18 protein-coding genes, 2 rRNA genes and 4 pseudogenes are annotated in these 19632 nt (G+C 50.4%); 6 read left to right on the top strand and 18 right to left on the bottom strand.

Going from position 1 to position 19632, the window contains the following annotated elements; translation table 11 throughout:
* Positions 1-19: 19 nt before the first annotated feature.
* The 3 genes from ispF to XI25_RS26310 all read right to left on the bottom strand — a co-directional run bounded on the left by ispF (position 20) and on the right by XI25_RS26310 (position 2477).
* The gene (gene ispF / locus XI25_RS26320; protein WP_046680941.1) at positions 20-508 is read right to left on the bottom strand and encodes a 2-C-methyl-D-erythritol 2,4-cyclodiphosphate synthase; all 489 of its coding nucleotides are present in this window, start codon (positions 506-508) and stop codon (positions 20-22) included.
* Between the two features lie 119 nt (positions 509-627).
* Positions 628-1305: a 2-C-methyl-D-erythritol 4-phosphate cytidylyltransferase gene (gene ispD, locus XI25_RS26315; protein WP_046680996.1), complete on the bottom strand. Its 678-nt coding sequence runs from the start codon at positions 1303-1305 to the stop codon at positions 628-630.
* A gap of 98 nt (positions 1306-1403) precedes the next feature.
* A complete protein-coding gene (locus tag XI25_RS26310) occupies positions 1404-2477 on the bottom strand; it encodes a PIN/TRAM domain-containing protein (RefSeq protein ID WP_046680940.1) in 1074 nt (357 codons plus the stop codon).
* A gap of 313 nt (positions 2478-2790) precedes the next feature.
* On the opposite strand from XI25_RS26310, the gene XI25_RS26305 reads away from it, so the two are divergent.
* Positions 2791-3186: a hypothetical protein gene (locus tag XI25_RS26305; RefSeq protein ID WP_046680939.1), complete on the top strand. Its 396-nt coding sequence runs from the start codon at positions 2791-2793 to the stop codon at positions 3184-3186.
* 298 nt (positions 3187-3484) lie between these two features.
* On the opposite strand, the pseudogene pssA reads toward XI25_RS26305, so the two are convergent.
* From pssA to XI25_RS26265, 8 genes and pseudogenes are all read right to left on the bottom strand, one after another.
* Positions 3485-4214: pseudogene (pssA, locus tag XI25_RS26300) on the bottom strand (CDP-diacylglycerol--serine O-phosphatidyltransferase).
* A gap of 52 nt (positions 4215-4266) precedes the next feature.
* A complete protein-coding gene (gene disA, locus XI25_RS26295; RefSeq protein WP_046680938.1) occupies positions 4267-5343 on the bottom strand; it encodes a DNA integrity scanning diadenylate cyclase DisA in 1077 nt (358 codons plus the stop codon).
* Positions 5344-5356: 13 nt separating this feature from the next.
* Positions 5357-6724 carry a DNA repair protein RadA gene (gene radA, locus XI25_RS26290; protein WP_046680937.1) on the bottom strand — a complete coding sequence of 456 codons (1368 nt, stop codon included), beginning with the start codon at positions 6722-6724 and terminating at the stop codon, positions 5357-5359.
* Positions 6725-6954: 230 nt separating this feature from the next.
* A pseudogene (gene clpC / locus XI25_RS26285) lies at positions 6955-9409 on the bottom strand (ATP-dependent protease ATP-binding subunit ClpC).
* A 153-nt stretch (positions 9410-9562) separates the two neighbouring features.
* Positions 9563-10637 (bottom strand): annotated as a pseudogene (locus XI25_RS26280) (protein arginine kinase).
* A 52-nt stretch (positions 10638-10689) separates the two neighbouring features.
* Positions 10690-11214, bottom strand: coding sequence for a UvrB/UvrC motif-containing protein (locus tag XI25_RS26275; protein ID WP_046680936.1), 525 nt, complete (start codon positions 11212-11214; stop codon positions 10690-10692).
* A 27-nt stretch (positions 11215-11241) separates the two neighbouring features.
* The gene (locus tag XI25_RS26270; protein ID WP_046680935.1) at positions 11242-11703 is read right to left on the bottom strand and encodes a CtsR family transcriptional regulator; all 462 of its coding nucleotides are present in this window, start codon (positions 11701-11703) and stop codon (positions 11242-11244) included.
* Positions 11704-12169: 466 nt separating this feature from the next.
* Positions 12170-12583 carry a DUF4183 domain-containing protein gene (locus XI25_RS26265; protein ID WP_046680934.1) on the bottom strand — a complete coding sequence of 138 codons (414 nt, stop codon included), beginning with the start codon at positions 12581-12583 and terminating at the stop codon, positions 12170-12172.
* 231 nt (positions 12584-12814) lie between these two features.
* Between XI25_RS26265 and XI25_RS35420 the strand changes: the two genes are divergently transcribed.
* Entirely contained in the window at positions 12815-13168 is a 354-nt protein-coding gene (locus XI25_RS35420; protein WP_052759775.1) for a hypothetical protein, read from the top strand.
* Positions 13081-13470, top strand: coding sequence for a DUF4183 domain-containing protein (locus XI25_RS36575; protein ID WP_327204864.1), 390 nt, complete (start codon positions 13081-13083; stop codon positions 13468-13470). Before XI25_RS35420 ends, XI25_RS36575 begins: the two co-directional genes overlap by 88 nt.
* Before the next feature lie 269 nt (positions 13471-13739).
* On the opposite strand, the gene XI25_RS26255 is transcribed toward XI25_RS36575, so the two are convergent.
* The 5 genes and pseudogenes from XI25_RS26255 to XI25_RS26235 form a co-directional block, all read right to left on the bottom strand.
* Positions 13740-14486 (bottom strand): hypothetical protein, encoded by a 747-nt coding sequence (locus XI25_RS26255; RefSeq protein WP_046680933.1) that lies wholly within the window; start codon positions 14484-14486, stop codon positions 13740-13742.
* Positions 14483-15196 (bottom strand): ABC transporter ATP-binding protein, encoded by a 714-nt coding sequence (locus XI25_RS26250; RefSeq protein WP_046680932.1) that lies wholly within the window; start codon positions 15194-15196, stop codon positions 14483-14485. Before XI25_RS26250 ends, XI25_RS26255 begins: the two co-directional genes overlap by 4 nt.
* A 1-nt stretch (position 15197) precedes the next feature.
* On the bottom strand, positions 15198-15578 hold the full coding sequence (locus XI25_RS26245; RefSeq protein WP_046680931.1) for a GntR family transcriptional regulator: 381 nt from the start codon (positions 15576-15578) through the stop codon (positions 15198-15200).
* Positions 15579-15630: 52 nt separating this feature from the next.
* Positions 15631-16392 (bottom strand): ABC transporter permease, encoded by a 762-nt coding sequence (locus tag XI25_RS26240; RefSeq protein ID WP_046680930.1) that lies wholly within the window; start codon positions 16390-16392, stop codon positions 15631-15633.
* Positions 16385-17336, bottom strand: a pseudogene (locus XI25_RS26235) (ABC transporter ATP-binding protein). The gene XI25_RS26240 and the pseudogene XI25_RS26235 overlap by 8 nt, the downstream one beginning before the upstream one ends.
* Before the next feature lie 186 nt (positions 17337-17522).
* Between XI25_RS26235 and XI25_RS26230 the strand changes: the two are divergent.
* From XI25_RS26230 to XI25_RS26220, 3 genes are all read left to right on the top strand, one after another.
* Positions 17523-17849 (top strand): ArsR/SmtB family transcription factor, encoded by a 327-nt coding sequence (locus XI25_RS26230; RefSeq protein WP_052759774.1) that lies wholly within the window; start codon positions 17523-17525, stop codon positions 17847-17849.
* Positions 17833-18558: an SRPBCC domain-containing protein gene (locus XI25_RS26225; protein WP_046680929.1), complete on the top strand. Its 726-nt coding sequence runs from the start codon at positions 17833-17835 to the stop codon at positions 18556-18558. The genes XI25_RS26230 and XI25_RS26225 overlap by 17 nt, the downstream gene beginning before the upstream one ends.
* A gap of 153 nt (positions 18559-18711) precedes the next feature.
* Entirely contained in the window at positions 18712-19122 is a 411-nt protein-coding gene (locus XI25_RS26220) for a DUF4362 domain-containing protein (RefSeq protein ID WP_082112512.1), read from the top strand.
* Between the two features lie 90 nt (positions 19123-19212).
* On the opposite strand, the gene rrf is transcribed toward XI25_RS26220, so the two are convergent.
* Together rrf and XI25_RS26210 are read right to left on the bottom strand one after the other, a co-directional pair.
* A 5S ribosomal RNA gene (rrf, locus tag XI25_RS26215) occupies positions 19213-19329 on the bottom strand.
* 68 nt (positions 19330-19397) lie between these two features.
* Positions 19398-19632 (bottom strand): 23S ribosomal RNA (locus tag XI25_RS26210); the annotation flags it as partial.

Below are 19632 nucleotides of genomic sequence, written 5' to 3'. Positions count from 1 at the left end.
CGCTGGTTCAAAGATTCCTTCAAGATGATAGCATACCTTTGACAAGGCATACAACAGATTGTGCGGCGATTCCCTCTCCCCGCCCCGTAAAGCCCAATTGCTCGGTTGTCGTGGCTTTCACGTTAACTTGCGAAACATCCGCTTCCAGCGCCTTGGCAATTACTTTCGCCATTTCCGGTATATACGGCGCCATTTTGGGTTTTTGCGCGATAATCGTGCAATCCGCATTGCCTAGACGGTAGCCCTTTTCCTTGGCCATGCCCCAAACCTGCTTCAGCAGCTTCAGGCTGTCGGCATCCTTGTATGCCGGATCGTTGTCCGGAAAATGACGACCGATGTCCCCAAACCCCAGTGCGCCCAGAATAGCATCCGTCAGCGCATGCAAGAGCACGTCAGCGTCCGAATGCCCAAGCAGCCCCTGTTCGTACGGAATGGTAACACCGCCAATGATGCATGGCCTCCCCTCAACCAGCTGATGTACGTCAAAGCCTTGACCTACGCGAATCATTCCTATCTCCCCCTTGTCTCTTTATGCAGAAAAGACCTCGCCCGTCCTTTTTCAAGAAGCAAGAAGCTTCTGCCCAAGAATATAAGCCACGCATAAATAAAAGAAATACTCATGTTTTCTTATATTTTAAAAAAAGCGGCATACTCCAAATCTTCAGGCGTCGTGATTTTGATATTGCTGTATTTCCCCTCCGCCATGGCCACCGGGAGACCGATGTGCTCCAGCAGCATGGCGTCGTCCGTACCTTGAAAGCCGTCCCTTAACGCGGTTTCATGGGCATTCAGAAGGTCGGAAAGACGAAAAGCCTGCGGCGTTTGAACAGCCCACAGACTCTGGCGGTCAGGCGTTCCGGTAATGAGCCCCTGACCGTTCACCTGCTTGACCGTGTCCTTCACGGGTACGCCGAGAACGGCAGCTCCTTCGCGGATCGCCGTCTCGCGGCAGGTGACAATCTCCTCGTGGGTAACAAACGGCCGAACGCCGTCATGTATCATTACCCACTCCGTATTCATTTGCTTGATCCCTAGGTAAACCGATTCCTGCCGCTCGCGGCCGCCGGGAATCACCGTAGACACCTTGTCCAGCCCGTAATCCCGCACCCATTCCCTGCAGCGATCAACATCGTCTCTTCCGGTAACAAGCACGATTTCGTTCAACCAGGACAAGCGGTTAAATATGTCCATCGTTTGCACGACGATCGGTTTGCCTCCGATTTGTAAAAATTGCTTGCTTTCCCGGGTTCCCATTCGCGAACCTTTGCCCGCTGCCACAATTACAGCCCCGAAGCCCGATTTCATGTCAAAACCCCTGTTCTCATTTTTCCGGTCCGGCAGCCGATACATCGGCTGACGAAAAACTCGGAAACGGAATATGTACATCTTCCATCATACCCCGTTTATTGGGCTTTTTCCAACAGTTTCGGTTTGGCGAAAATCATTCGTCCTGCCGATGTCTGCAGTACGCTGGTTACGAGCACTTCCATCATCGTGCCGATGTAATCGCGTCCGCCCTCCACAACGATCATCGTTCCGTCGTCAAGGTAAGCGACGCCTTGTCCATGCTCCTTGCCGTCCTTGATAATCTGCACCAAAATTTCTTCTCCCGGCAGCACGACAGGTTTAACGGCATTGGCCAAGTCGTTTATGTTAAGCACGGACACGCCTTGCAGCTCGCACACCTTGTTCAGGTTGAAATCATTGGTCACGACCTTACCCTGCAGGACCTTGGCAAGCTTGACCAGCTTGCTGTCCACCTCGGATATTTCTTCAAAATCCCCTTCATAAATGAGCACCTTCACGTCCAGCTCCTTCTGGATCTTATTCAAGATATCCAGACCCCGCCGGCCGCGGTTTCGCTTCAGCAAATCCGACGAATCCGCGATATGCTGAAGTTCCTCAAGTACGAATTCCGGGATGACAATCGTCCCCTCGATAAATCCGGTTTTGCATATGTCGGCGATTCTGCCGTCAATAATCACGCTTGTATCCAAAATTTTATGTTCCTCAATTCTCTGCGCTTCCGGTTCGGCTCCCTGACTCCATTTTCCCGACATCCACAGGGATGCAAGCTCATCCTTTTTCTCCAAGCCGATTCTGAGCCCGATATATCCGCCAAGCAGCGTGATTCCTACCTGAAGTAGACGCCCGCCCTGGCCCAGCCAAGCCAAACTGGGGGATAGCAGAAGCGAGAGCAAAAGCCCTCCGAGCAACCCCGCCGTGCCTGCGGCAAGCTCGTTCATCGGAATATTTGAGAACGATGCGATGACGGACTGGAGCCTGCCTGTAAAACGGTCAGCCGCCAGCGTGGCGATCATGCCGAACAACAAACCGCCCAGCAGGGCAAACACGCCGCTTCCTCCCGCAAACAATCCTTGTCCAAACACCAGCGAGAGCTCGGGGAACGACCGTTCCACCGTATGATATAACGTATAACCGCACCATGCTCCGCATAGTACCGTAAATGCTAAAATAGCTTTTTTTTAACATGGGTTCGGCGCACCTCCTTTGAATTTATTCATTTTATATTTTCCAGTATGGTCCAATTCTTCGCCTCGTAATCCTGTCCGGTCCATTTTTTCTCAAGCTAAGGGTACGAAGTGGAAGAATTCATGCAAAAATATGAATTTAATGGCCTTTTCCCGGCCCGCTTGTGTTAAGGTGATAACATGAGGAAATTCCATATTTATGCCGCCTCCCGGCATCTTATCTGGTTGAAATCCTTTAAAAGTGTGGAATATAATGAACTCAATTCATAAATATCGAGATCGAGGTGGATGTTGAAAAATGAGCGCTCCTAGTTTACAGGCATTTCAGGACCAAGTTTCCGAATTGTTGCTCCGTCACCGCAGTCTGCTGGATGTGCTGTCCAAGAACGGACAAAGCAATGCGTCTGTCAATCGAGCCGTAACTAAAGCCATTACGGAATGCGGCTGCATTGAATTGCACGCCACGAAGCAAACCTTTGATGTTGGTTCGGATCTCGAAACGGCCAAAGAATTGGTCGGTACCCATGTGGATGGCCATTTATGCGAGAACTGCCGTGAAGCCGTCAGCTCCGAGCTTGGCCGCAATTTGTTTTATATGTCGGCCTTGGCCAACCTGTTGGATATTCAGCTCGATGAGGTTGTGATCAAGGAGTCGCAGAAATGCTCAACGCTCGGGCTGTTTAACCTATCGTAGCAGAACGTGAACAATGCACCTTATATACTCAAGCCGGAAACGCCTCCCACCTTCTCAAGTGGCGAAGATGCGTTTCTGGGGGAAACCTAAGCGAAGTATGGATGAAAATCTGTACCCTTTTATATTTAAAAAAAGCATTTATTTTGCTGTCGTTCGACAGGAAAATAAATGCTTTTTTATTTAGGTAACCTATAAACATCTATTGTCTGTGTGCATTCCTTGGGGGGCCGTTACGGCAGGAAAAAGCGGCCTCATACAAGGCCGCTTCTCATAAGTCGGTTCATTCAGGTATAAACGATCAACGATCCGAGGAGTGGTATGCCTCATCCGATTTCCGGTCCTCTTCACGGTGCCTGCGGTTCAGCTTGCGGAAGTTTTGCTTCAAGCCGTATCCAGCATATAACACGAGCGGAACAAAGATCAGCATGGAGGTCTGTTCCGGAAAGAATACGGCCACCAACACGGCCGCGATAATGACAATCGGCGTGAATTTGATCGCTTTTTTCGGGAGCCCGATTTTTTTTGAAGTTCGGATACTTGACACTGCTGATCATGAGATAAGAAAGCAATAACATCGCAATCATCATATAAGGAACGGTAATCTCTTCATGAAACAGAGCCAGTGTAGCCAGAACGCCGCCGGCAGCGGGGATCGGGAGGCCGACAAAATATCCCGGGATTCCCGGGCGAACGTTAAAACGTGCCAAGCGAAGCGCCCCGCACATCGGGAAGATTGCTGTAACCGTCCATGCCAGAGCATGGTTAATATCCATAAATGAAACGCTGTACATAATCAGCGCAGGAGCAACGCCGAATGAAATAACGTCAGACAAAGAATCCAGTTCTTTGCCGAATTCGCTTTGCGCATTGAGCGCGCGGGCAACCCGGCCGTCGAGTCCGTCGAGAAGCATGGCTATGATAATCATAATGGCAGCCGAACTTGTCTTTCCGTTTACCGCCAAGATAATGCCAATCATTCCGAGAAACAGGTTACCAAGCGTAAACATGTTCGGAATTGACTTCGTCATTTGTATATTCACCTCATTAATTTTTACATCACATTCATCGATTGTATGAGATTTACATTTGTCTGTCAATGAATACTTGCTCTTGCAGCCTCTTCAATCCTTCCTTAATCGTACGCGCGCGCACCTCTCCGATCCCGTCGACCTCATCCAGTTCATCGATGGTTGCCGACATAATGCTCGGCAAATCCTCAAACCGGTCGACCAGATTACGGATGATGACATTAGGCAGACGCGGGATTTTGTTCAAAATCCGGTAGCCGCGGGGCAATACCTCTTCATCCGAGGCAACCGCCGAGGAAGGATACCCAAGCAATCGGATGATGTGGTGAATATCCAAAAGCTCGTCGTCCGTGAGTCTTTTGAGCGACAGAATGATTTCGCGGATTTTATCCTCGCTGTAGTCCCGTACATAATCGGCATATAAAAACCATGCCTCTTCTTCAATATTGCTGACTAGTTCCTCCATCTGCATGCTGATCAAGCGGCCTTCATTCCCCAACTCGTTGATGTAGCGCTTGATTTCTTTTTTAATGCGGAGCACCATTTCAACCCGTTGAATCACATTCACGACCTCGTGAATCGTTACCAGCTCCTCAAACTCGGAGGCCGACAGGTTGGTCAGCGATTGGTTCAGCACGACCCTATACCTTTCCAGCGTCTGAATAGCCTGATTCGCCTTGGTCAGGATCACGCCGATTTCCTTCAGCGCATACCGGATGGAACCTTGGTACAGCGTGATAATATTGCGCCGCTGGGATATCGAGACGACCAATTTCCCGGTTTGCTTGGCTACCCGTTCCGCCGTCCGGTGCCGGATTCCCGTTTCGATAGATGCAATGGAAGAATCCGGAATCAGCTGCGTATTTGCATATAAAATCCGCTTGAGGTCCTCGCTCAATATAATGGCGCCGTCCATCTTGGCCAGCTCGTACAGATAGTTCGGCGAGAAATCGCAGTTGATGGAAAAACCGCCATCGACGACTTCCATGACCTCTGGACTGTAACCGACGACAATCAGGGCGCCGGTCTTGGCCCGCAGTACGTTTTCAAGCCCGTCTCGGAACGGCGTACCCGGTGCCACAAGCTTCAGCAGATCATTCATTTTGTCCAGTTGGCTCGTTTCTTTCACCTTAGTATGCCCCCTAATCTAACGCAACCGCTAATGCATCTGCCACGGTATTGACTCCAATAATTTGTATGCCTTTCGGATGCTTCCAACCCTTAAGGCTCTTCTCCGGCATCAAAACCCGTTTAAATCCGAGTTTCTCTGCCTCCTTTACCCTCTGCTCCGCTCTTGAAACGGCACGGACCTCCCCGGTCAAGCCTACTTCCCCAAATATAACGTCATACGGCTTCGTCGGCATATCGCGGAAACTCGAAGCGATGCTCACGGCAATCGCCAGGTCCACCGCCGGTTCATCCAGCTTTACGCCTCCGGCGACGTTCAGGTAAGCATCCTGATTCTGCAAAAACATGCCCATCCGTTTCTCAAGCACGGCGATGATTAAATTCATCCGGTGATGGTCCACACCGGTTCCCATTCTACGGGGGGATGGAAAATGCGTCGAGGAAATCAGTGCCTGCAGTTCAACCAGGACAGGCCTTGTCCCCTCCATGCTGGCCACGACTGTCGATCCGGCGACCCCCAGCGGACGTTCGGACAGGAACAGTTCCGACGGATTCCCCACCTCGCGGAGTCCATCCTCTCCCATCTCGAAAATGCCGATCTCGTTCGTGGAGCCAAACCGATTCTTTACCGCGCGCAGCAGCCGATACGTATGATGCCGCTCTCCTTCAAAATACAGTACGCAATCCACCATATGCTCCAGCAATCTAGGACCGGCAATGGCGCCTTCCTTCGTTACATGGCCGACCAGTACGGTAGCGATGCCCTTTACTTTGGCAATGCGCATAAACCGTGCGGTGCATTCCCGGACCTGGGCCACGCTTCCCGGCGCACTGGACACGTCCGGCTGATATACCGTCTGGATTGAATCAATGACCACAAACTGCGGCTGGACATTCTCGATTGCCTCCTCGATGCTTTCGAGGTTTGTCTCGCACAGTACAAACAGTTCGGGCGACAATGCACCGAGACGATCGGCTCGCAGCTTCGTCTGACGCACCGATTCCTCCCCGGAAATGTAAAGAACCCGAAGGCCTCCCCGTGCCAGTTGATTGGACGTTTGAAGCAGGAGCGTGGATTTCCCGATCCCCGGATCACCGCCTACAAGAACAAGCGAACCCGGGACGAGACCGCCGCCGAGTACCCGGTTAAGTTCTTTAATTCCGGTTTCGATCCGGGGTTCCTTGCCGCCTTCTATATTTATGATCGATACAGGCGTTTCTTTACTATGAAAAACGGGAGAGTTCATCCCTTGCGTCTTGATTACGGTAGCTGTTTCTTCCACCATCGAATTCCAGGCTTGGCAGCCCGGGCATTTTCCGTACCACTTCGGCGATTCATAGCCGCAGTCGGTACAGAAGAACTTCGTTTTAGTCTTAGCCATGATCTCTCCTTTATGCTGACCATCCTATGCCCAAAATCGTCAAAAACGTACAAAATCAGGCATTAATCAAAGTTTACCATTTATTATATTTCATCGTAAAGCCTAATCGAAAAGTTTACATCGAAACGTGAACCGGTTCCAAGAAGAGGACTCCAAATACCGGAAATTTCAAAAAAGAAGCCCCGCCGGCATTCCTGCCGGCAGGGCTTCCCAAATATAAATGTCCTGCTTTATTCAAATTTCGCCGTTGCGGATTCGGTCGATGTTTTGGTAACGGTCAGCTCGCCGTTTTCCTCATCGATTACCAAATGATCGCCTTTGGCCACATTCCCTTTCAGCAGCTCCTCGGACAAACGGTCCTCGATATGCTTTTGGATCGCCCTGCGCAGCGGCCGTGCGCCGAAGGCCGGGTCATATCCTTCCTTCGCAAGGAATGCCTTGGCTTTATCCGTTAGCTGGAATTCCACGTTGAAGTCGCGCAGGCGCTTGCGAAGCTCGTCGGACATCAGCGTAACGATCTCCGCGATATGCTTCTCTTCCAAAGAGTGGAATACGATGATTTCGTCGATCCGGTTCAGGAACTCGGGACGGAAGCTCTTCTTCAGCTCATCCATCACTTTGTCCTTCATGTTGTTGTAATCCCGGCCGGCGTCCTGGACAGCCGTAAAGCCAAGCGTCGAATTGCGTTTGATAGCTTCTGCGCCGACGTTTGAGGTCAGGATGATCAGCGTATTCCGGAAGTCGACAACGCGGCCTTTGGAATCCGTCAAACGTCCATCCTCCAGCACTTGGAGCAAGATATTGAACACCTCGGGGTGCGCTTTTTCGATCTCGTCGAGCAGTACGACGGAGTATGGCTTGCGGCGCACTTTCTCGGTCAGCTGGCCGCCTTCGTCATAACCGACGTATCCCGGAGGCGCCCCGACCAGTCTGGAGGTCGAATGCTTCTCCATATACTCCGACATATCGATCCGGACGACAGCGTTCTCGTCCCCGAACATCGCCTCGGCAAGCGCTCGGGCAAGCTCGGTTTTACCCACGCCGGTAGGACCAAGGAAAATAAAGGAGCCCATTGGACGTTTCGGATCCTTCAATCCGGCACGCGAACGCCGGACTGCACGGCTTACTGCCTTAACGGCTTCCTCCTGTCCGATGACGCGCCCGTGGAGCAGCTCTTCCATCTTCAGCAGGCGCTCGGTTTCTTCCTCTTTCAATTTATTTACAGGGATGCCGGTCCAGATTGCCACGACATCGGCGATGTCTTCCGGCGTAACCTCGGAATCGGTACGGCCTTGTTTTTCTTTCCACTGGTTCTTCGTGATTTCTAGCTCCTCGCGCAGCTTCTGCTCGGTATCGCGAAGCGCTGCCGCTTTCTCGAATTCCTGGCTTTGGACGGCGGCGTCCTTTTCCTTGCGGATATCTTCCAAACGCGCTTCCTGGTCTTTCAGGTTTGGCGGGATGGTATACGTATGCAGGCGAACTTTCGATCCTGCTTCGTCAATAAGGTCAATCGCCTTATCCGGCAGGAAGCGGTCCGTAATGTAACGGTCCGACAACCGCACGGCCTGTTCAATGGCCTCGTCTGTAATTTTCACCCGGTGATGGGCTTCATATCGGTCTCGCAAGCCGTACAGGATCTGAATCGCTTCTTCCGGTGAAGGCTGATCCACCGTAATCGGCTGGAAGCGGCGTTCCAGCGCGGCATCTTTCTCAATGTACTTGCGGTATTCATCCAGCGTCGTAGCGCCGATGCATTGCAGCTCGCCGCGTGCCAGGGACGGCTTCAGGATGTTGGACGCGTCGATGGCGCCTTCCGCGCCTCCGGCGCCGATCAGGGTGTGGAGCTCGTCGATGAAAAGAATGATGTTGCCCGCCTGGCGGATTTCATCCATGATTTTCTTCAACCGGTCTTCAAACTCGCCCCGGTATTTCGTTCCCGCTACCACGGAGCCCATATCGAGCGTCATGACCCGCTTGTCGCGGAGCGTCTCGGGAATTTCGTTGTTAATGATTTTCTGGGCGAGGCCTTCCGCGATCGCGGTTTTACCTACGCCCGGTTCGCCGATCAGAACCGGATTGTTCTTCGTACGGCGGCTGAGCACCTGGATGACGCGTTCGATCTCCTTGCTCCGGCCGATGACCGGATCCAGATTGCCTTCTTTGGCAATCGCGGTAAGGTCGCGCGCCAAGCTGTCCAGCGTCGGAGTGTTCACATTCTGCGGCTGGCCGTGATGGCTCGATACGGCCTCGCTGCTGCCGAGGAGCTGAAGCACCTGTTGACGCGCTTTATTCAAGCTGATGCCCAGGTTGTTAAGGACGCGGGCGGCTACGCCTTCGCCTTCACGAATGAGGCCGAGCAGGATATGCTCCGTGCCCACATACGTGTGCCCCAGTTTGCGCGCTTCGTCCATCGAGAGCTCGATCACCTTTTTTCGCCCTAGGCGTGTATGCGATGTTGGTCGGCTGCTCTTGTCCGCGGCCAATCAAGGTTTCGACTTCATCCTGTATTTTTTCCAGACCGAGCCCGAGGCCGATCAGCGCTTTGGCCGCAATGCCGTCGCCTTCCCGGATCAATCCCAGCAGGATATGTTCTGTGCCGATGTTGTTATGGCCCAAGCGTACCGCTTCTTCCTGAGCCAACGCCAGCACCTTTTGCGCACGTTCCGTAAATCTGCCAAACATCATAAGTATTGCACCTCCATGATTGATGGTTTGATATCTCTGAAGGATTTTGCAAAATACGATTCCATGTGCAATATATAGACGGTGTGATGCTTTGGAGCCTATATACCGTGATTTTAAACCGCTTTTTTCATTTTTGCAAAAATTCCAAGGGTCCTATTCATGTTCCTTGTTCGCCAAGGTTTCCCGGATCAGCTTCGCGCGGTAAACGTCCCGCTCCCCGGGATTCATCGTATTTCCGTATTTTTTTTTGCAGAAACCCCGGCTGCGTCATCACATTCAGTTCATTCATAACCGAAACGGACGGTCCGTCCAGCAGACCGAGATCCACGCCGAGTCTTACATCCGATAACCGCTGGGCCGCTTCCTTCGACTCCATAACGGCCGCGTAGGACAAAATCCCGTAAGAACGCATTACCCGATCGGTAATCCGAAGCCGGGATTCGTTCATTAATCTTTCCCGCGCATTCTTCTCGTGCTCGATGATCTGCAGGACGACGCTGTGCAAGTTGTCGATGATTTCCGATTCCGTCTGTCCCAGCGTGATCTGGTTCGAGATTTGGAACAGGTTGCCGACAGCCTCGCTGCCTTCCCCGTAAATTCCGCGCACCGTAAGTCCTACCTGGGACACGGCGGATAAAATGCGGTTGATCTGCTGCGTCATCACCAGTGCAGGCAGGTGCATCATGACCGAGGCCCGAAGCCCCGTTCCGACATTTGTCGGACAACTGGTGAGGTAACCTCTCTTGTCATCAAACGCATAATCTTCCTTGCCCTCGAACAGATCATCCAGCTCGGTGGCTTTTTCCCAAGCCTCCCGGACCTGAAATCCGGGATACAAACATTGAATCCGAAGATGGTCCTCCTCATTGATCATGATGCTGACGGATTCATCCTCATTAAGAATGACGGCCCCGTTCCTCGACTCATTGGCCAGGCTCGGGCTGATCAAATGTTTTTCGACAAGCACTCTTTTATCCAAATCGTCAATGTCGTCCAAACGAATCGTATGAAGTGGTCCTAAATCCTTAAACTCGTTCCCATCGTTTAAAACGCCGGTCAGGCGGTCCAGCACTTCTCCCGACTGCTGATTGGTCGCAAGCAGCGGAAAAGGAAGATGCTGCAGATTGCGCGCCACCCGAACCCGGGTGCTGATGACTATATCGGAATCCTGTCCGTTTCCGCGCATCCATTCGCTAAGCGCCTGTTCGGTGAACCGGAGATTCGACATCACGCATTCCTCCCACTTTAAGTGCAACTTGATATATAGCCGAACTGGCGGGCTAGCCCTGAGCCATACCCCTCTCCAGTTCCCGGATCCGGTCACGGATTTCCGCGGCTGCCTCAAACTCTTCCTGAACAATCCGGTACTGCAGTTCCTTCTTGAGCTCATCGATTTGTCGCTTCATCTGGATGCGACCGCCGCTTCGTCTCGGAATTTTGCCGACATGGGCGGTATTGCCGTGAACTCTTTTAAACAGCGGATCCAGTCGGTCCGAGAAATATTTGTAACAGGAGCTGCAGCCAAACCGGCCAAGCTTGCTGAATTGGGAGTACGTCATGCCGCACTCCTCGCAGCGCAGCATCTCAGGCGCCTTTGAGCCGGAGACCTGTCCTTTGCCTGCCGGATCGAGATCAAGCAGGCCCGACAGCAGGCTGTGGATGGAGAAACCGTTGGATGCGCCGGGGATCAGTTCCCCTTTTTCACGCGCGCAGGTTTCACAGAAGTGAAATTCGGTCTTCTCTCCGTTCACGATCTTGGTGAAATGGAGCGTCGCCGGACGTTTACCGCATTCTTGACACACCATATTCTTGCCCCTCCTTATGACACAGACTCACTTTCCCAACAATGAGATCAGCATCGCCTTCAGGATTCTTGCGCGAAGCTCGTCTCGGTAAGGCAGTTTGACATTCAGGCATTCCCTTGAGATTGCCCCCCGCATGAGGCAAGCCTCCCGCTTTGTCAGAAAACCCGATTCCTCAAGCTGGTAAATCAGGCCTTCGGCAACCGTCTGATCAATGTCGGAACCGATGGTATGGCGTAGATGGTGGTGAAGCGCCGTATGCTGCGGAAGCTCGATCCGCTGGATGCGGATATAACCTCCCCCTCCACGCTTGCTCTCAACAATATACCCCTTCTCCAGAGTGAAGCGGGTGCTGATCACATAATTGATCTGGGAAGGAACGCAGGAAAATTGTTCAGCCAGATCGTTCCGCTGGATTTCAACGGTTCCTTCTTTGCTGTCCTGCAGTATTCCCTTCAAATACTGTTCGATAATATCAGAGATATTACGCATGTTTGTTCATCCTCCACTGCTTGAAACGATAAGCCGTAATCGATCTTACGCGTCCTCACAGAGCCTTGCCCATACATTAATTTTTAACCGGATGATCCGGTTTAGAACCCAATCTCGCTGACTTTGACTTTCTTTGACTTTAAGTTTATTATAGCACATTTTTCATTTTTGCCAAGGGGTTTAATCTTCGTTTTAACGGGCATACGTTTGAGTCATTGGATATCTTGCTGCCGTTTTTATTATAAGTATTAACAAAAACCTCCGTTAACTTACATGAAGATTATGCATTTTCGGTTAAAGATAATACGAAACCTAAATATCGCACTCATCTGCGGCATAAAAAACTCGGCTCCCGGAAAAAAGCCCGGAGAATGGGCAGCTTGTCCAGAGGTACTGCTTTCGGGACAGGTGCAACCAGATTTCTCCGGGCTTGCAAATGGCGTTCCTTCAAGGAACCTAGAAAAAACTAAGTGATAATGGTGATGGTTGGGGCGGAAATGGTTGGCTGAGTTGTAATCGTTGATGTGGTGCCGCCAAAGCTGGCGATTTCTAGAGTAACGGGCACACCGACGACGATATCGACCGTTGCCAATACCAGACTGGCTGTTGTTAACGTGGATAAAGATTGCTGCTGCAAAACACCATTGATATATACATTGAAATAATCCGTCGCTGCAAGGGCGGGCAACGCCACAACTGCAGCATCGGCATCGTCAACAAAGCTGGCAGCGGCAATTGTGGTAACTCCACCCGCGATCATATCGGCCGTTATCGCTGTGAAGAAACGACTGGCCACCGGAGTTACCGTAGTGGTGATTGCACCGCCTGAAGCTACCGGCGCCGTTGCAACAGCAGAAAAAACAGGTTTGATAACCGGCATTTTGTCACCTCCGTTTCTATTAAAGAAGTTCTGCGAGGGACTCGCCCTCCATTCATTAAATGTCCGGAACCGAAGAATAGGAACGGCAAAACAACCAAGTCAAAAAGGCAGCAAGGACAATTTTCTGAGTGAAATACCCGAATGGTTAGTGATCCGCCCTGTCCAGAAATTGCAAAATGCCATATCATATTGCGAATTCAAATGTGGATATTTAACCGAGGAGGTGGCAAAATGTTGCCTAAGACGATTAAAGTTCGTTGTGGATCAAGACCAAAGAAAAGAAAGAAAAAGAAAGTATTAGAAAGGGACCGTTATAGGCGATTCTTTTCTAAGATACATCATGATAAAAAAAGCATGCCGCAGAAAAAAAGAGGCATTGCAAACGAGGGCCGCAAGGCTTCCGAGGACCGCAGGGGCCAAGAGGGTCTCAGGGGCTTCAAGGACCTCAAGGGGCTTCAGGGCCCCAGGGACCCGACGGGCTTCAAGGGCTTCAAGGGATTCCAGGGCCTCCAGGACCCGACGGGCTTCAGGGACCTCAAGGGATTCCAGGGCCCCAGGGACCCGAAGGACCTCCTGTTAATATAGCGGATATTACCGTCATACCTGCCGTCGAACGGTATTTATTTATTACTCCTGAAGACTTAACAGGTACGGTTGATATTCCACTCAGTCAGTTTACGGACGATAATGGAGCCCCCGTCAACGAACCTGTGGCAATAGGAGCAAACAGTTACATGAATTTATATATTAACGGTTTATTGCAACAAGGCCAGCTATACCAAGTAAACAATAATATTTTGACGCTTCAATTGAATGGAGACATGGTTTGGGCGGGCACACCAATCATCCTCGAAGTTTCAAGTTTTTCTCTAAAACTTGCGATTTAACAAGATTTTTTCGCTGCCATAGCCATGGATCCTACGGAAACCTCAGGTTGAAATTAGAGTAATGCTTTGTTGCGTGCCGGATTCCTCCAGAAAAGATAACAAACTCAAGCTATAGTCATTGAACCAGTGCATACAGCCATGAATCCGGCGACGGCAATAGCGAAAAACAAAAATAAGCTGCCACCGTCAGTAATAACGGAGGCAGCTTATTCTTCTTCATCGGCGGATATTGTCCATCATCCGCTGATGTATTTTTCCATGATCTCGTTCTACACCTCAATCTTGCGGTCAATCAGTTTAACCATGCCATATATGAATCCTGCTGCCAACAGCAGCTCAAGGACCACCGGCATCCAAGGGATTTGAATGGTATCGTTCATGACGGAGGCCGTGGAGCCCCCCTCTTTAATATAGACCGTGAACATAGGGGAAACCCATATGTTACCGGCCATATCCAGTTTGCTTTCCAGCCATGACGTGGCGTTCGTGATCACAAAGAAAAGAATAATCCCGATCCAGATGTTACCTTTGACCCGAACAGCCCTAGACACGGTAATGCAGAAAAAAATAACAATGATAATGAAAGTGAACTTCCAGACAGCGGCCAAACCGGTTGCAACCATGCCTTCTGTCGTCAGTCCCCCCCATACAATGAATCTATCGCCATCCTCCATGTTAACGTAGATCCATAAATGAACAGCAACAAGCAGCATAACCCCCAATAAACTGATAAATGACTGTATCAATGAGGAAAAAATACTGTTTATAGGCCTTACCGGCAGCAGCCGGCGGTTATAAGCTTTAATGTTCTGATCAAACGTTCTGCATACCATGACAAACAAAGTCATGCTTACCGCACTATACGCCAGCATGCTCAGAACCAGCATAACGCCGATCTCCCAATTGCGCATCGTTCCAACCGTTGTAATTGAAATCTGAATGATCAGAAGTACCGCTATTATTCCCATAACCGGGCTGGCATTCCTTTTCCAGTCGTATTTTAGGAGCTTTATCATTCCGCGAACACCTCTTTAAACATCTCATCCACGCTTTTTCCGTGTTTCAGACGAATATTTTCTACTTCCTCATGCATGACGATTTCGCCGTCGCGGATAAAAACCACCTCGTCAAAAATCCGTTCAATGTCCCTTACGAGATGGGTTGAAATCATGATGCTGCTCTCCTCATTATAAAACTCGACGATGGCGTCAAGGATTTTGCCCCGGGCAACCGGATCGACGCCGCCGATCGGCTCATCCAGCATGTAGAGGTACGCGTTGCGGGACAAGGCCAGCGTCAGCTGCAGGCGCTCGTTCATCCCCTTGGACAGGGAGCTGATCTTGTCTCCCGGATTCAGATTCATGAACTGAAGCATATGCTGTGCTTTCTCCATATCAAAGTCGGCATAAAAATCTTTGAAAAACTGAACTGCATCCGATACCTTCATCCACAATTCCGTCATCGGGCGGTCCGGCATAAAGGACACGATAGCTTTGGTTTCCAGCCCAACCGGCTTTCCTTTAATCGCAACCGTGCCCGATGAGGGCTGTGCCAGCCCTGCCGCGATCTTCATCAGCGTGCTTTTGCCGCTGCCGTTGGTTCCAAGGAGACCGATGATTTTACCGCTGCCGATGCTGAGGGACACGTTATCCAGGGCTATTTTGCCGCCGTATTTTTTCGATACGCCTTGAAATTGCATCAATTGTTCCACGCTCGTTCCCACCATCCTATCTGGATTCCCTGCTCTTGTCGTTAACCGCCTCGGCTACGATGGACAAGATGTCCTCGTTTCTAAAGCCGAGTTCCCGCATGCCCCGGATAAAATTGTCGATCAATTCCCCGGCCATTTCTTTTTTTATCGTCATGATCTTGGATCCCTCACTTGTCACGTATCGGCCCAGTCCACGCCGCGTTTCTACGATCTCTTCCCGTTCTAGCTCCTGGAAGGTGCGCTGGACCGTGTTAGGATTAATTTGAAGTTCGGATGCCAGCTCGCGGACGGACGGTATTTTGTCTCCGGGCTGCAGCTTTCCGGTTATAATCTCGCGTTTGATGTAATTCATGATTTGCAAATAGATCGGCAGATTATTATCGAATTCAATAGTCACTTTCGGGTTAACTCCTTTCCGCCGCTCTCCTCTGATCCATTCATCGGCTCACTCATGCGACATCCCGTTTTTTAAACGTAACAAAGCCGACGAGAAGAAACAAGAGGAGATATACGGCCAGCACCGCCGCGGAGAACGTCAGCGTCATCCCCGGAATCGGGCCGGCTGAGCCATTGCTGTACATCGACAGATCCACATTGATGAACGGCAGATATTTATACCAAGCGTAACGGGCCAAAAGCTGGTTTACCAGACTTTCGATCATCAGCATGAACATCCCGATGCCAATGGCGGGTCCGGTCGACCTGGTCACAATGCCGACGGCAAAAGCAAACGTGACATATAGCATGGTGTAAACCAGATTATAAACCGCTGCCATCACGACATCTTGCCAGTTTGTCGAGCCTTCCCCCATGCCGAACAGGGCAGCTCCGGTCGCAAAGCCGACGGCAAGCATTAAGGCAATTAACGAAATGACGTAAATCAGGATCACGGCGTATTTGGAAGCCAAAATTTTGCCGCGGTTTTGCGCCCGGATCAGCAGCAGCTTGATCGTCCCGTAACTGTGTTCCTTGGCCACCGATCCGGCCGTGACTGCAATCGCTAGAATGGTTAGAACTTGCCCCATCCCTTTGGAGGCAACGGCCAGTTTGGCGAACTCCATACCCGTCCCCGCACTATCTTCCGAAAAGGTTACGATCATATAGCCTACAAAAACCACCATCGCCGCCAGTAACGCATACGGTAGAAAGAAACTTTTCTTTTTATACATTTTCTGCCATTCATTGATGACCAGATTACCAAAGCTACGCAATGCGGCCGCCTCCTGTCCATTTCAAAAATTCCTCTTCGAGCGATTGCTTCATTTCCTCGATCCGGTAGATGGCAACTCCGGCATCGCCAAGCACCTTAATGATCAGCGGTATCGCCTCATCCTTAACCTGAACCATAACTTCCTTTCTATCCGTTTGGACACCCAGAACCTCTACGCTGTCAAGCTTATGCAAAGCTTCAAGGGCAGCCTGTGGATCATGTACACGGAAATTGACGGTAACCTGCTCTTCCTGCTTCTCTTCCCCTATTGCACGCTCGGTGACGAACTTTCCTTCCTGTATGACAACAACTCTGCTGCACATCAGCTCCATCTCCGACAACAGATGGCTTGAAACCAGGACCGCGATTCCTTCTTCCTTCGCAATGTGCTTCAGATAATCCCGCATTTCCCGAATGCCTGCCGGATCAAGCCCGTTTGTCGGTTCATCCAAAATCAAAATGGACGGATCATGCAGCAGCGCTTGGGCGATCCCCAGTCTTTGCCGCATCCCCAGGGAATAGGCCCGAACCTTTTTTGTGAATGGCATCCTGAAGTCCAACCAGCTTCACGACTTCGTGAATCCTTGACTCTTCTATGCCCTCTGACATTCGCTGATACTGCTTCAAATTATCGTAGCCGCTCATGTAAGGATAAAACTCCGGGTTTTCGATAATTCCCCCGATATGCCGAATGGCCTTGACGAATTCGTTCCGGATACTGTGGCCGCGTACGATAACATCTCCTTTGGACATTTTGATCAGTCCCACGATCATGCGGATGGTCGTCGTTTTACCCGCACCGTTCGGTCCCAAGAGGCCCACGATCTCTCCGCGCTTGATATCAAAAGACAGTTCATCCACAATGTTCCGGTTCCCGATCGTTTTGGTTATCTTATCTGCACGGAGTACCACGGCATCCGAATTGTTGTCAAAAGCTCCGTTCATGTCTCCACTCCCTTTGTGTTAGTGTTATAGTTAAATAGTACACTAGGTTTGTGGTTGTGTAAAGAGGTTATTTCACTAAACTTCGATGATTTCGTTATCCCTCAACACATCCAGGTATTTACATACGGTTCGAAATGTCGTATACTTCATCGCATAACCAAAAGGTTATACATTGGAGGAATCAACATGACAGACTTCTACCGGGCTATATCCGATCCTGTTCGGCGGCACATTCTAAACCTTGTCGCTCATCAGGAACAGACGCAATCGCAGCTGGTGAGGCAATTTACCATTTCCCAGCCAGCCGTAAAAAAGCACTTGGCCATTTTATTGGATGAAGGGTTGATTCAAGAAAGAAGAGAAGGAAGGTACTGCTACTACCGATTGAACCGTTCGGTATATCAACAGCAGTATGAACGGCTGAAGGAAGAGCTGGGTCTTCTGCTGGAGGACAAACTGTCGAATTTGAAGCAATGGTTGGAGGAGGAATCTGAGGATGGATCAAACTTATAGGAGCGTCATACGAAGTATCGTGATTAAAGCTTCACCCCAAAAAGTATGGAGGGGGCTGACCGTTCCGGAAGAGCGCAACCGATGGGAAACGAAAAGTTATACCCTGGAGCTCCGCGTCGGAGGAATCATCGAGCTGGATTACGGTTGGGGCGTCTCTTACACCGGCACCGTAAAAGAAATCGTTCCGGAACAAAGATTGGTGCTTGCGGATGAACAAAACGAATTGACCATATGGACGCTGAAGCCCCATCCGGATGGAACGGAGGTCGGCATCGAGTATACCGGTTTATGGAGCGGTGACCTGGGGATCATGGAGATGGAGAACATGGCCTACGGTACCTATCGCTTTATGAACAACATGCGGAGCGTGTTGGAACATGAAGAGGACCTGCGGGCCGGCTTCTGGAAAAGCTGGATCGGCGTCAACCATTTGACGTTTTCAAGCAGCCAAGTTTCGGGCGTCAAAGTCGCCCAGGTCGCAGCTGACTCACCAGCGGACGGTACCCTCCAGGTGAATGATGTCGTGACGGAACTGAACGGTGCGCCGATCGTTTCCTATGACGAATTTGAAGAAGCCATTACCTCGATGGAGCCTCATAAATCCGCCATGATTCGTTATTGGAGAGATGGATCTGTCTTACAGGCTGATGTTGAAGTTCTGCCTTACGGCCAAAGACGTACGACTCCCCCGGCAACTCCCGCAAAATAAGTTCTTTCTCTTGAACCCTAAGATAAATGCAGGTCTGATCTCGTATTCCGATGCTTTATGTTCTTTTGATCAAGAATTCGTTTCATTATTACCCAACCTCCTTGTGTATCAAGCGTTTAACATGGTAACCATATCTTACACAAGGAGGGTTCCATGATGAACCGTTCTCTTTGCTTCACCTTGATAAACGCGCTGCTTCTTGCTGTCTTTTTGACTAGCTGTTCCCCCAAAATTAATAAAGCGGAGGATGTCATCGATACTCACGGCAAGGTCAGTAACCTTGAGAAGCTGGATCAATTTATGGAGCAATCCATCGCTATCGTAAGGATAGTCCGCTATACCGTTGAGGGGGACCCCATATTTTATGCCTTGAGCCATGCCGACGATCGAATCGCTCTTCGCTATGATCCTTCGCAGGATAAATACGGTTCGTCGGAAATCGTGAATTATGTTTGTGACCGATTGGAGAAAAAAGACGACAAAGCGATGGTTGAATATGTTCTTACCGGCTGTGACGGAAGAAATCATGAGTTTCAGGTACTCCAAGTGGATGAAAAACAATAAGTGGCATGTAGTGATATGTTTCGCCTAAATGGATGTTACGAATTGAATGCAAAAAAAACCGTTGTTGAATGATCAACAACGGTTTTTCGTGCTTGGCGACGTCCTACTCTCCCGGGACCCTTCGGTCCAAGTACCATCGGCGCTGGAAGGCTTAACGGTCGTGTTCGGGATGGGTACGCGTGGAACCCTTCCGCTATCGCCACCAAACGATTCAAGGTTGAACCTTGAAAACTAGATACGAAACGTTTTGCGTTTTAACCACTTTTCAGTGTTTTTAGGATAAGCCCTCGACCGATTAGTATTGGTCAGCTCCATGCATTGCTGCACTTCCACCTCCAACCTATCTACCTCGTCGTCTTCAAGGGGTCTTACGAATTGGGAAATCTCATCTTGAGGGGGGCTTCACGCTTAGATGCTTTCAGCGCTTATCCCTTCCGTACTTAGCTACCCAGCCGTGCTCCTGGCGGAACAACTGGTGCACCAGCGGTACGTCCATCCCGGTCCTCTCGT

Origin of the sequence: Paenibacillus sp. DMB20 (assembly GCF_000987955.1) — a bacterium.
Taxonomy (GTDB): Bacteria; Bacillota; Bacilli; order Paenibacillales; family Paenibacillaceae; genus Paenibacillus_AQ.
This window is presented reverse-complemented; position numbering and strand designations above follow the sequence as displayed.

Coding starts and splice junctions, on each gene's coding strand:
- XI25_RS26305 (WP_046680939.1), top strand. CDS start 2,791: ATGAGCGCTCCTAGTTTACAGGCATTTCAGGACCAAGTTTCCGAATTG.
- XI25_RS26250 (WP_046680932.1), bottom strand. CDS start 15,196: ATGGTGGGAACGAGCGTGGAACAATTGATGCAATTTCAAGGCGTATCG.
- radA (WP_046680937.1), bottom strand. CDS start 6,724: ATGGCTAAGACTAAAACGAAGTTCTTCTGTACCGACTGCGGCTATGAA.
- ispD (WP_046680996.1), bottom strand. CDS start 1,305: ATGAAATCGGGCTTCGGGGCTGTAATTGTGGCAGCGGGCAAAGGTTCG.
- XI25_RS26275 (WP_046680936.1), bottom strand. CDS start 11,214: ATGGTGTGTCAAGAATGCGGTAAACGTCCGGCGACGCTCCATTTCACC.
- XI25_RS26255 (WP_046680933.1), bottom strand. CDS start 14,486: ATGATAAAGCTCCTAAAATACGACTGGAAAAGGAATGCCAGCCCGGTT.
- XI25_RS26265 (WP_046680934.1), bottom strand. CDS start 12,583: ATGCCGGTTATCAAACCTGTTTTTTCTGCTGTTGCAACGGCGCCGGTA.
- XI25_RS26220 (WP_082112512.1), top strand. CDS start 18,712: ATGATGAACCGTTCTCTTTGCTTCACCTTGATAAACGCGCTGCTTCTT.
- XI25_RS26270 (WP_046680935.1), bottom strand. CDS start 11,703: ATGCGTAATATCTCTGATATTATCGAACAGTATTTGAAGGGAATACTG.
- ispF (WP_046680941.1), bottom strand. CDS start 508: ATGATTCGCGTAGGTCAAGGCTTTGACGTACATCAGCTGGTTGAGGGG.
- XI25_RS35420 (WP_052759775.1), top strand. CDS start 12,815: ATGTTGCCTAAGACGATTAAAGTTCGTTGTGGATCAAGACCAAAGAAA.
- XI25_RS26230 (WP_052759774.1), top strand. CDS start 17,523: ATGACAGACTTCTACCGGGCTATATCCGATCCTGTTCGGCGGCACATT.
- XI25_RS26225 (WP_046680929.1), top strand. CDS start 17,833: ATGGATCAAACTTATAGGAGCGTCATACGAAGTATCGTGATTAAAGCT.